General features: G+C 69.3%; 13 protein-coding genes. 5 read left to right on the top strand and 8 right to left on the bottom strand.

From position 1 onward, the window contains the following. The first annotated feature begins 66 nt into the window (after positions 1–66). From FW784_RS08895 to FW784_RS08880, 4 genes are all read left to right on the top strand, one after another. Entirely contained in the window at positions 67–1,434 is a 1,368-nt protein-coding gene (locus tag FW784_RS08895; RefSeq protein WP_149352996.1) for a M28 family metallopeptidase, read from the top strand. A 108-nt stretch (positions 1,435–1,542) separates the two neighbouring features. After that, positions 1,543–2,349: a GNAT family N-acetyltransferase gene (locus FW784_RS08890; protein WP_187770751.1), complete on the top strand. Its 807-nt coding sequence runs from the start codon at positions 1,543–1,545 to the stop codon at positions 2,347–2,349. Positions 2,350–2,354: 5 nt separating this feature from the next. Next, positions 2,355–3,107: a lysophospholipid acyltransferase family protein gene (locus tag FW784_RS08885; protein WP_187770750.1), complete on the top strand. Its 753-nt coding sequence runs from the start codon at positions 2,355–2,357 to the stop codon at positions 3,105–3,107. Beyond that, a complete protein-coding gene (locus FW784_RS08880) occupies positions 3,104–4,051 on the top strand; it encodes a putative bifunctional lysylphosphatidylglycerol flippase/synthetase (RefSeq protein WP_149352993.1) in 948 nt (315 codons plus the stop codon). Before FW784_RS08885 ends, FW784_RS08880 begins: the two co-directional genes overlap by 4 nt. Here the strand turns inward: FW784_RS08880 and FW784_RS08875 are convergent. From FW784_RS08875 to purD, 4 genes are all read right to left on the bottom strand, one after another. Next, positions 3,978–5,045 (bottom strand): ATP-grasp domain-containing protein, encoded by a 1,068-nt coding sequence (locus tag FW784_RS08875; protein WP_149352992.1) that lies wholly within the window; start codon positions 5,043–5,045, stop codon positions 3,978–3,980. The genes FW784_RS08880 and FW784_RS08875 overlap by 74 nt on opposite strands. After that, complete coding sequence (locus FW784_RS08870; RefSeq protein WP_149352991.1) at positions 5,038–5,631, bottom strand: DUF1989 domain-containing protein; 594 nt, start codon at positions 5,629–5,631, stop codon at positions 5,038–5,040. The genes FW784_RS08875 and FW784_RS08870 overlap by 8 nt, the downstream gene beginning before the upstream one ends. Continuing rightward, the gene (gene gntA, locus FW784_RS08865) at positions 5,631–6,362 is read right to left on the bottom strand and encodes a guanitoxin biosynthesis heme-dependent pre-guanitoxin N-hydroxylase GntA (RefSeq protein WP_149352990.1); all 732 of its coding nucleotides are present in this window, start codon (positions 6,360–6,362) and stop codon (positions 5,631–5,633) included. Before gntA ends, FW784_RS08870 begins: the two co-directional genes overlap by 1 nt. 111 nt (positions 6,363–6,473) lie before the next feature. Next, positions 6,474–7,769: a phosphoribosylamine--glycine ligase gene (purD, locus tag FW784_RS08860; RefSeq protein ID WP_149352989.1), complete on the bottom strand. Its 1,296-nt coding sequence runs from the start codon at positions 7,767–7,769 to the stop codon at positions 6,474–6,476. Positions 7,770–8,270: 501 nt separating this feature from the next. Here purD and FW784_RS14390 point away from each other — a divergent pair. Next, a complete protein-coding gene (locus tag FW784_RS14390; protein ID WP_187770748.1) occupies positions 8,271–8,447 on the top strand; it encodes a hypothetical protein in 177 nt (58 codons plus the stop codon). 137 nt (positions 8,448–8,584) lie between these two features. On the opposite strand, the gene FW784_RS14385 is transcribed toward FW784_RS14390, so the two are convergent. The 4 genes from FW784_RS14385 to FW784_RS08845 form a co-directional block, all read right to left on the bottom strand. Beyond that, positions 8,585–8,737: a hypothetical protein gene (locus tag FW784_RS14385; protein WP_187770747.1), complete on the bottom strand. Its 153-nt coding sequence runs from the start codon at positions 8,735–8,737 to the stop codon at positions 8,585–8,587. A 266-nt stretch (positions 8,738–9,003) separates the two neighbouring features. Beyond that, positions 9,004–10,602: a bifunctional phosphoribosylaminoimidazolecarboxamide formyltransferase/IMP cyclohydrolase gene (gene purH / locus FW784_RS08855; RefSeq protein ID WP_149352988.1), complete on the bottom strand. Its 1,599-nt coding sequence runs from the start codon at positions 10,600–10,602 to the stop codon at positions 9,004–9,006. Positions 10,603–10,666: 64 nt separating this feature from the next. Next, positions 10,667–10,960, bottom strand: a complete 294-nt coding sequence (gene fis / locus FW784_RS08850) for a DNA-binding transcriptional regulator Fis (RefSeq protein WP_149352987.1) — start codon at positions 10,958–10,960, stop codon at positions 10,667–10,669. Positions 10,961–11,046: 86 nt separating this feature from the next. After that, a partial coding sequence (locus FW784_RS08845; RefSeq protein ID WP_149352986.1) for a DUF3426 domain-containing protein occupies positions 11,047–11,334 on the bottom strand: 288 nt, incomplete at its 5' end.

The raw sequence follows: 11,334 nt of genomic DNA, 5'->3' as shown, positions 1-11,334 counted from the left end.
GCCAACGCCGTCGCGGCGCGTGCGCGCGCGGCCCGCTAGGCTCCGGTATCTGCCCCGGAGACTTCCATGCGCGCATCGCCCCTCGCCCTCGGCCTGCTCCTGGCCACGCCCGCGTTCGCCGCCGACGCCCCGCCGCCGGCCGGCAATCCCGTGCTGTACGACATCGGCACGGCGCCGTCGGCTGCACGCATCGAGGCCGACGTGCGCAAGCTGGTCTCCTTCGGTACGCGACACACGCTGTCCGACCAGAAGTCCGACACGCGCGGCATCGGCGCGGCCACGCGCTGGATCCATGACGAGTTCGAACGCATCTCCAAGAGCTGCGCCGGCTGCCTCGAGGTGCGCTACGTGAAGGGCGTGGTGCAGGGCGAGCCGCGCATTCCCGGCCCGCTCGACGTGATCAGCGTGATCGCCATCCAGCGCGGCACCAGCGACCCCAACCGCTACGTGATGATGAGCGGCGACATCGATTCGCGCGTCACCGACGTGATGAACGGAACATCCGACGCGCCCGGTGCCAACGACAACGCGTCGGGCATGGCCGGCACGCTGGAAGCCGCGCGCGTGCTGACGAAGTACAAGTTCCCGGCATCGATCGTGTACGGCGCGCTGTCAGGCGAGGAGCAGGGCCTGTACGGCGGCAAGTTCGTCGCGGCGGAAGCGAAGAAGCAGGGCTGGCGCCTCGAGGCCGAACTCAACAACGACATGATCGGCAACTCCTCGGGCATCAACGGCGTGGTCGACAACACCACGGCGCGGGTGTTTTCCGAAGGCACGCGAATCGTCGAAACAGCGGACGAAGCCAAACAGCGTCGGTTCGAAGGCGGCGAGCTCGATTCGCCGTCGCGCAACCTCGGCCGCTACATCGACCGCATGGCCGACTACGTGCCCAACCTCGACGTGATGATGGTCTACCGGCTCGACCGCTTCGGCCGCGGCGGCCACCACCGCCCGTTCAACGAGGCCGGGTTTCCCGGTGTGCGCGTGATGGAAACCAACGAGAACTACGACCGCCAGCACCAGGACGTGCGCGTGGAGAACGGCAAGGCCTACGGCGACGTGGTCGCGGGCGTGGACTTCGGCTACGCGGCCAAGCTCACGGCACTGGATGCGGTCAGCCTCGCCGGCATGGCCTGGGCACCGCCGCCGCCGGCCGGCGTCAAGATCGAAGGCGCGGTAACGGCTGACACCAAGCTGTCATGGACGCGCCCGGAGGCGAAGCAGGCCCCGAACCTGGCCGGCTACAGGATCTATTGGCGGCTGACGACCGATCCGCAGTGGACGCATTCGCGGTATGTCGGCGACGTGACAACGTTCACGCTCAAGAACGTGGTGATCGACAACTACTTCTTCGGCGTGGCCGCGGTGGCGAAAGACGGCACGGAAAGCCCGGTGGTATTCCCCGGCGCGGCCGGAAGCTTCGGCGGTTACTGAACCGCGAGTCTGTGCGCGAAGCGCGTCGGCGCGTAATTGCCGGCCGCTTCATCAGGGCTACACGCCGCTGCCGGACAGTGGACGCTCCGCTTTTTGCGCGAGCTGTCCATGCATTACGTGTCGCCGATTTCCGTCACGCCCGGAGCGCTCGAGGTGCGCCTGGCGCGCTCCGACGACGAGGTGCGCGCGGCGCAACGGCTGCGCCATGACGTATTCCACGCGGCCCGCGGCCATGCACGTGCCGATGCGCTGGACCACGACGAATTCGATGCACGCATGGATCACATCGTGGTCGTCGACCCGGCCTACGAAGGCAACGACTGCGGTGTGGTCGGCACCTATCGCGTGGCCACGCACCGCAGCGCGCACTCGGCCGTGCGCGGCTATTCGAGCCACGAGTTCGACCTGGCGCCGCTGGCCAGCGTGGGCGGCCCGCTGATGGAGCTGGGCCGTTCCTGCGTGCTGGAGCCGTACCGCACGCGCGGCGTGCTGGGCCTGCTGTGGCGCGCGATTGGCGACTACGTCGCGCAGAACCGCATCGACCTGATGTTCGGATGCGCGAGCATCCCGGGCACAGACGTCGAGTCCGCGCGCGCACAACTCTCGTACCTGCACCGGCACCACCTCGCGCCGGCCGCGATCCGCCCGCGTGCCCGCGGCGATGGCGCCATTCCCATGCCCACCGGCATGTCGACCACGCTCGACGACCGCCGCGCGCTGTTCGCGCTGGAGCCGCTCATCAAGGGTTACATCCGACTCGGCGCCTGCATCGGCGACGGCGCTTACGTCGACCACGACTTCGGCACCATCGACGTATGCATCGTGCTGCCCACCGCGGCGTTGTCGGCGCGCTCGGTGCGTCGCTATCGGCCCACCGCACTGGAATCGCATCCGGCGTTGGCGGCAGACGGCTGAGGCGCGTGCTTCGTATCGTGCGAGTCCTCGCGTTGCTCGTGTGCGCGCTCGCAGTGGCCGTCGCGCAGCCGTGCGTGATGCTGGTCGCGCGCCGCGGACATCGCGCCGCGTCGGTGTTGCCGATGCTGTTCCACCGCACGGCGCTGCGGCTGCTCGGGCTTCGCGTGCAGGTCGACGGTGCACCGCGCGCCGACGCGCAGACGGCGTGGCTCGCCAACCATCTCTCCTATCTCGATGTACCGGTACTTGGCGCACTGCTGCCCGCGCGTTTCGTCGCCAAGGACGAGGTGCGCCACTGGCCGCTGCTGGGCCCGCTCTCGCGCCTGCAGCGCACGGTGTTCATCGGACGCCGCAACGTGGATGCGAAGGCGGCGCTCGACTCCATGGCCGGTGCACTGGCGCATGGCGCAAGCCTGATCGTGTTTCCCGAAGGCACCACCAGCGATGGCGATGACGTGCGGCCGTTCCGCTCGCCCGTATTCGCGATGCTGGGTGCGTCGCCCGGTGTGCTGGTGCAGCCCGTCACGCTCGCGGTGACCGGCCCCGACGCCGCCGCGCGCCGTGCCTATGCGTATATCGACGACGACACGCTCGCCACGCACCTCTGGGCCTTCCTGGCGCGTGCACGCACCGACGTACGCGTGACGCTGCACCCGCCGATGCGCGTGGATGCGCTGGGCGACCACCGCAAAGCCGCGGCGACGGCTGCACGCGTAATCGTGGCGTCCGCACTGCAGGCGGAGCCGGCCGCCGCATGAAAAGCAGGATGACGCGCGTGGCCGCACTCGTCGCGGCGATCGTTGCCGTCGCCTGGGCCGCATGGGAGATGTGGCGGCAATTGCACGCCGTGGATCTCGACGCGTTGCGCGCCGCGATACAGGCGCTGCCAGCGCGCGATGTGATGGCGAGCCTGGCGCTCACCGCAGCGAGCTTTGCACTGCTCGGCGTGCTGGAAGCGCTGGCATGTCGCGCAGTGATCGGCCGCCGGGCGCCGACGACGCGCGCGATCCGCAACGGTGCCGTCGCGCATTCGCTTTGCAACACGCTGGGCTTCCTCGCGGTGCTGGCGCCGGGGCTGCGGTTGGCGCTGTACCGCCGCGAAGGCGTGAAGGGCTGGGACGTCGCGCGAATCCTGTCGGTCATCGCGATCGCGCTCGGTGCAGCCAGCGCCATCGTTGCCCTGCTCGCGGCGGGCGCGAAGTGGCGCGGTGGCGTCGGCGTGGCCGCCGCTTTGCTGCTCACCGTTATCGCGATCGGCGCGCTGCGCTACGTGCCTCGCAGACTCGGCGTACGCGTTGGCGCCGGGCTGGTGCAGCTTGCGCCGCGCATCGCTGCAGTCACCGTCGCCGAAGCCGCTTGCGCAATGGTCGCGCTCTGGGTGCTGCTGCCGCACGAGGCACGCATCGAGCCCGCGCGCTTCGTGCTGGCGTTCGTGGGCTCGTCGCTGCTGGGCGTGGTGAGCCATGCCCCGGGTGGCGTCGGCGTGTTCGAGGCCGGCATGCTGGCCGCACTGCCCGGCGACCGCGCCCGCGTGCTGGCCGCGCTGGTCGCCTTCCGCGTCGTGTACAACCTGCTGCCCGCGTGCGTGGCGGCCGTCGTACTGGCGACAGGCCTGGCGCGTGACCGCCTCAGTTCGACGGCGGGTACAGCGCGATCGCGCGCTGCTGCGCCAGGTACAACCGTGCCAATGCGAGCGCGCTGATCGGCCGACGGCCGCGCGCGCGGTTCGCGGCGCTGATGCGGAACAGCAGGCGTTGCTTCTCGAACACGATGCGGTAGACATCACGTATCGAGTACTTCGGGTCCCAGGCGTGCACGGCTTCGCTACCGGCGCCGTTGACTTCCATGATCCTGAAGTCTCCCGCGCGCAGTGCGTCGAGCGATTCGTAGCGCACGTCGAACCGGCCGACGTGGAACTCCCCCATGTCGCGCGCGATCGCATCGACCCGCGCGGTCAGCGCAGCCGTCGCATGCTCGCTACCGTCGGCATAGGCGCCACCGACACGCGTAGACGCGACGGTTGAAAGGCGCATGCGCTCCCCCACCGTTGGCACGTAGTCGGGGTCGAAACGCAGCTCGTGGCCGGGTGCGCGCAAGGCGCGTTGCAGGCGCTCATCGTGCTGCACCAGCGTGGCGACCGAATCGCGACCGTTGCCGGTCACGGCGGGATAGTGCCGAAGCAGGATGCCGAGCAGGCGCCCCGACGTCGCATCGGGTTCGCGCACGTAGAAAAGGCCGGCCTCGCCGGGGGCCGACAGGTAGCGCTGCAGCAGGAAGCGATGCCCGTCGGGAAACCGCCGCAGGTAGTCGTCGATGTCGTCGGTATCGTGCAGCAGGCGCACGCCGTAGCCGCACCAGCCGACATCCGGCTTGGCCACCGCCGGCAGCGAAATGCCCGCGTCGGCGAGCGCGGCGAGGACGTCGTCGCGCGTGCATTCGCCGGCCACGAAATCCACGTGCTCTGCGGTGGCAGATCGGGCCAGCGGGCCCATCGCACGGAAGTATTCGAGCTTGCCTTCGCCCACCAACCCGCCCGAGGTAATGCCCGGGTTCGCGCACGACGGCAGCGTCAGGCTTCCGTATCGCAACCCCAGCCACAGCCACTGCGCCACCATCGGAATCAGGTTCAGCGCCTTGGGCAGCTGCTCGAAGCGCCCGGTGGCGGCCGGCGGCGCACCGGCGACGCTGTCATGCACGCACCACCTCGAAGTCGATCGGCTTGTAGCGGAAGTTGTTCGACTGCCCGGCCGAGCATGCGGTCATGCCGACGATCAGCGGCATGCGCGCGCGCAGGCGCAGCCGGTCGCCCGGCCGGCTGAGTGGCGGCAGCACGCGGATCGCGCCGGTGGTGGCATCGATGTCGACGTTCATGAACACATTGAAGGCGATCGGGATGCGGTCGACTTCGATGCCATACGGGGACAGCGCGTGCGCGAGGTTGCCTTCGCAGCCGGGGCGGCCCTCGGTCTCGCCGTAGATGATCGAGAACGTGTCCTTCGAGCACGGCGTGAGCGTGAAGTCGTGGCGGCCGCACGTGTCTTCGATGATGTCGAACATCGGCCGGCTGCGGTTGGAATACAGCACGTCGCCGGTGGTGAGGAAAAGCCGCGACGCGTAGTCGATCGAGCGCCCGGACGACAGGTACTCGCGGTTGTCCTCCCGCGAGAAAGCCGTCAGGTCGCTGACCTGCTGGCCTTCGGGATCGATCACGATCAGCTCGTCGCCTGCCTCGAGTTCGACCGCGCGCGCGGAGCACGGCGCGATGCGTTGTACGTCAGGCATCAGTGCAGGCCTCCGATCCGCAGGGGGCAGCGCCACTCCGGCGGCACTGCTCGGCCACTGTACTGCCGCGTCTCGGACGCCGTGCCGTAGTCGGCCAGGTTGGGGTTGATCGAGCCCTGCAGTTCGATGTCGCGCGCGCGGGTGGCAGCCTGCATCTTCGCGTAGCGGCCGTCGGCGCGCAGGCGATCGAACTGGCGGTGCGAGTTGAATACCAGCGCGGGCCGCTCGAAACGTCGCCCGATGCGCGATGCGCCGGCATGCAGGCCGATCACGAAGAACGGATGCCCGGCCAGGCTCAGGCTGAAACGCGGATCGTCGGGGTCGCGCGCGACGTCGGGCGCCCAGGCATTGCCGCGGGACCGGTCCAGATCATGCAGCCGCTGCAGTTGCGACCACAGCAGACGTTCGAAGGTCGGCTCGTCGGTATGCAGTGGGCCGTCGAAGACCGCGACGAACGAGCGCACGGTCGTGTCCGCGTCGTCGGTGCGGTCGAGCGCCGCGGCAAAGCCGGCCAGCGCGTCGAACAGGGCGGCGTCGCCCTGCGGACAGCCGAGCGCACCGCATTCGTGCAGCCGGATCGCGTCGCGGGCGAGTGCCGCCTTCGCGCCGACGCATGGAAACTGCGCGGATGCGACATGGTCCAGCAGCCGCGCGCCGGGGCTTTCAGCCGCATCGGCCTCGCCCGGCGTGGGCGTGCAAAGGTGTTCCGAAAATGAGGAATGAAAGTCCATGGGCACGGCAGCGGCAAGCGATGCGCCACCGTACGGGCGCCCGCGCATGCAGGCTGTGGAAACCGGCGGTTTCGGGCCGCGGCGTTCAGCGGGCGGCCGTGAAGGTGCCCGTCACGCTGGGCGGGCGTTTTCGCGCTCGATCGCGCGCCAGCCGATGTCGTGGCGATGGAATTCGCCATTCCACGCGATGCCGGCCACCAGCGCATAGGCGCGCCGTTGGGCCTCGGTGACGCTGTCGCCCAGCGCGCAGCAGCAAAGCACGCGGCCGCCCGCGGTCTCGACGTGGTCGCCGACCAGGCGGGTGCCGGCATGGAAGACCTTGGTGCCGGGCTCTTCCGGCACGTCCCATTCGTTGATGACATCGCCGGTGCGCGGCGCGTCGGGATAGTTGGCGGCGGCCATCACCACGCCGAGTGACGCGCGCGGGTCCCACGTCGCATGCACGGTGTCCAGGCGGCCAGCGATCGCTGCTTCGACCAGGTCGAGCAGATCCGACTGCAGGCGAAGCATCACGGGCTGCGTTTCCGGGTCGCCGAAGCGCACGTTGAACTCGATGACCTTCGGTGCGCCGCTGGCATCGATCATCAGCCCGGCGTAGAGGAAGCCGGTAAACGGACGACCGTCGGCGGCCATGCCGCGCACCGTCGGCTCGACGATCTCGCGCATGACGCGCGCATGCACGTCGGGCGTGACCACTGGCGCGGGCGAATAGGCACCCATGCCGCCGGTGTTGGGGCCCGTGTCGCCGTCGCCGACGCGCTTGTGGTCCTGGCTGGTGGCCATCGGCAGCGCGGTGCGGCCGTCGACGATGGAGATGAAGCTGGCTTCCTCGCCGTCGAGGAACTCTTCGATCACCACGCGCGAGCCCGCTTCGCCGAACGCGTTGCCCGCGAGCATGTCGCGCACCGCGGCCTCGGCTTCGTCGAGCGTCATCGCGACGATGACGCCCTTGCCCGCGGCGAGCCCGTCGGCCTTGATCACGATCGGCGCACCTTTCGCACGCACGTGGTCCAGCGCCGCGTCGACATCGGTGTGCACGGCGTAATGCGCTGTGGGAATCCCGTGGCGCGCGAGGAAGTCCTTGGCGAAGGCCTTGCTGCCTTCCAGCTGCGCAGCCGCTGCGGTGGGGCCCAGGATGCGATGGTTCGCCGCGCGGAAACGGTCCACGACGCCCGCCACCAGCGGCACCTCCGGTCCGACGACCGTGACCGCGATGCCTTCGCGCTCGACCAGCGCGAGCAGCGCGTCGATATCGTCGGCGCGCGCGTCCACGTTGCGGCACTTGTCTTCGCGCGCGGTGCCGGCGTTGCCCGGCGCGACCAGTACCTGCGAGACGCGTGTCGACTGCGCGAGCTTCCATGCCAGCGCGTGCTCGCGGCCGCCGGAACCGATGACGAGGATCTTCATGCCAGCTGCGGACCTGCGAGGGAAGGCGGCATTTTACGGGACGTGTGGCGCGGCTGCCGTCCGGGTTGGCGGCATCGAAGCACGACGCCGCGGGAACGCGCGTTGGTGCGGGAAGCCGCCGACATCCTGCGCGGTCTCCGCGATTCGATGGGTGGGGACGCCGGCACGCTCGGGGCCGGACACTCCGGCGCAGTGGCTGCGCGCGGGTGCGGGGTGGGCTAGCGCGGGGGGCTGCACGCCAGCAAACCACATCAGATGGCGGCCGCGCAGAGGTTCGACGCGGGTATGGCCGGGCGGGCAAGAACCGCGGGTGCATGCGGCGCCATTGAAAGTCTCGCGCAGTCGAAAGCCGAAAGTCCGCACGCCCTTGTGCGCGTCCGGCGCCACGCGACTGCACCGCTGCGTCTAGCCGGTTTTGCGAAGCAATACCGATCAGGGCGCAGTTCCGCGCGCATGGCGCATTGGGGTTAGGCTGCGGGAGTCAGCCAACCAAGGATTCCCATGCGCAACTCCAGCAGTGCCCCTACCACGGCCGTGTGGTTCATCTGTCTCGCACTGTTCCTGGTTGCGCTGGCCGCCCACTTCGGCATCGCGAAAGTGCCCGAGCCGTTCGCGACCTGGTCGTGGATCGGGGGCTTCGGGCTTCTGCTCGTGGCGTGCAGGGTGCGCGGCCTCTAGTTCGCACAGCAGCGCGACGACTCGGCGGCTCGGCAACCCGGCGCACCCAGGGTGCGTCGGGTCGCGCAGTCGCCATGTCGGCGCCGACGCTGCTCCGTGGCGCCGTTTGACCTGACCGTCAGGCGGCGCCTCGTCGTTTACTTCTGCTCCTTCTTAAGTTCTTTCGGTTTCTCGGGTTTGTGCGTGACGGCGTCCCGTTGCGTGTCGTGCTCCTGCTGTTTCAGGTCGCGCTTGGCACCTTCGAAGTCCTGCTTGTGTTCGACTTCGTCGCGTTGGTAGAGCTTGTTCATGGGAATACCCTGCATCTGCCGGTGGGGGCTCCAGCCTGTGACGCCACGCGGTAATGGCTCGTGACAGGTGCGTGCATACGACGCCTAACAATCGGCCGCGCCGACACGGCTTCGCGGACCCGCCCGACAGCCAGTAGCCGGCCAAAGCCGTCGCGTTCGCAAGCCGCGCGCTGACGTCGCCGCGGCCGTATTGCGGAGTCTCGCCGCGGGGAGGAGTTCGTTACACCACGGCGCGCGCGGGGAACCGCTGCTTGGGCGTTCCCGCGTCAGTGGCGGAAGTGGCGGATACCGGTGAACACCATCGCGAGGCCGTGCTCGTCAGCCGCGGCGATCACTTCGGCGTCGCGCATCGAGCCGCCCGGCTGGATCACGGCCTTGATGCCGGCCTCGGCAGCGGCGTCGATGCCGTCGCGGAACGGGAAGAAGGCGTCGGATGCCATGACCGAGCCCGGCACGGCCAGGCCCGCATCGTTCGCCTTGATGCCGGCGATCCGCGCCGAATACACGCGGCTCATCTGGCCGGCGCCGACGCCGATCGTCCGCCCTTCCTTCGCGTACACGATCGCGTTGGACTTCACGTACTTGGCGACGCGCCACGCAAACAGAAGATCGGAGAATTGCGACTCGGTCGGCGCGACCTTGGTCACCACCGTGAGCTCGTCGCGCGTAACGTCGCGGATGTCGGCCGTCTGCATCAGCAGGCCGGAACCGACGCGCTTGATGTCCATGTTGTTGCGGCCCGCACCGTGCGGAATGCGCAGCACGCGCACGTTCGCCTTCTTCTTCGCGTACGCGAGCGCGTCCTCGTCGTAGTCCGGCGCGATCAGCACTTCGACGAACTGGCGGTCGAGGATCGTCTTCATGGTCGCTCCGCCGACCGGGCGGTTGAAGGCGATGATGCCGCCGAAGGCCGACGTCGGATCCGTTGCGTAGGCGAATTCGTAGGCGAGCGCGACGTCCGCGGCTTCGGCCACGCCGCAGGGGTTCGCATGCTTCACGATCACGCAGGCGGTGTGCTCGAACTGGCGCACGCATTCCCACGCCGCGTCGGCGTCGGCAAGGTTGTTGTACGACAGCTCCTTGCCCTGTAGCTGCGTGAACGTCGCCAGCGTGCCCGGCACCGGGCCGAGGTCGCGGTAGAACGCGGCCTGCTGGTGTGGGTTCTCGCCGTAGCGCAGGTCCATCACCTTGATGAAGTTCGTGTTGACCTGCTGCGGGAATGGCGAGCGCCCGGCGCGGCCGTCGTCGCCGATCGACGTGATCGAGGAGAGGTAGTCACTGATGCGCGCGTCGTACTGCGACACGCGGTTGAACGCGGCGACCGACAGCGCGAAGCGCGTGGCGGCCGAGAGCGCACCGGCGTTCGCGTCCATCTCGGCGACGACCGCGTCGTACTGCGCAGGATCGGTAGCCACTGCGACACGCGCGAAGTTCTTGGCAGCCGAGCGCAGCATCGCCGGCCCGCCGATGTCGATGTTTTCGACGATCTCATCCATCGTGCTCGACGGATCGGCCGACACCTGTTCGAACGGGTAGAGGTTCAGCACCAGCAGGTCGATCGGGGCGATGCCGTGCCCGGCCATCACCGCGTCGTCGATGCCGGCGCGACCGAGCAGGCCGCCATGCACGATCGGATGCAGCGTCTTGACGCGCCCGTCCATCATTTCCGGAAAGCCGGTGAGGTCGCTGACGTCGCGCACCGCCAGTCCGGCGTCACGCAGCGCTTTCGCGGTGCCGCCGGTGGATACGAGTTCGACGCCGTGGCGTGCGAGCGCCTGTGCGAGCGGCAGCAGGCCGGTCTTGTCGGATACGGACAGCAGGGCGCGGTGAATCGTCACCGACGGGCCGGACGGAGCTGCGGTCATGGGCGGCTATCGGGGTTGGGCGGGCGCGAATTATAGCGGCGCCGCTTCGTGCGCCCCGTGCGACTCAGCCCTGGGCCAGGCCGTACTCGCGCAGCTTCTTGCGCAACGTGGCGCGATGGATGCCGAGCATCTGCGCGGCGCGGCTCTGGTTGCCGTCGCAATGGCGCAGCACTTCCTGGAACAGGGGAATCTCGAGTTCGCGCAGCGCGATGTTGTAGAGCTCACCGGTATCGCAGCCGCCGAGGTCGCCCAGGAAGCGACGGATCGAGACAGCCACGTGGTCACGCAGTGGAACGCGGGCGCCCGGGCGGATGTCGGTGACCACGGAGTGGGCGATGTCGGACGCGGCGGCGTTCATCGGGTCTGCTGGCGCGGGCGGACGCGAAGTCTAGCCCGGCCATGTCGCGCGCGGCGGGGCGACGCGGGCCTCGCGGACGGACGGCGCTACTGCAGCTGGAAGTCGAAGGACTCGACGCCGCCGGCCGGTTCTCGAACGTCGAACGCGATGTCGACGCTGTCGCCGGGCGCGATTGCCACGGCCGTGCGATGCCCGTAGTCGGCCGGCGTGACCGCGCGTGCGCCCACCACGCGTCCGTCGACGTCGGACAGGCTGATCACGACGACGGGCGGTGCCTGCGGCCAGCGTGCATCGTTGCGCACGGTGGCCGTGACGTGCAGCACGCCGCGGCGCGTGGGGTCCGGTCGCACGCCGCGCGCGGTCATCGCGAAGGC

Source organism: Cognatilysobacter lacus (genome assembly GCF_008274655.1).
Taxonomy (GTDB): Bacteria; Pseudomonadota; Gammaproteobacteria; order Xanthomonadales; family Xanthomonadaceae; genus Cognatilysobacter; species Cognatilysobacter lacus.
The sequence above is the reverse complement of the archived record's forward strand: the minus strand, read 5'-3'. Positions and strand labels throughout refer to the sequence as shown.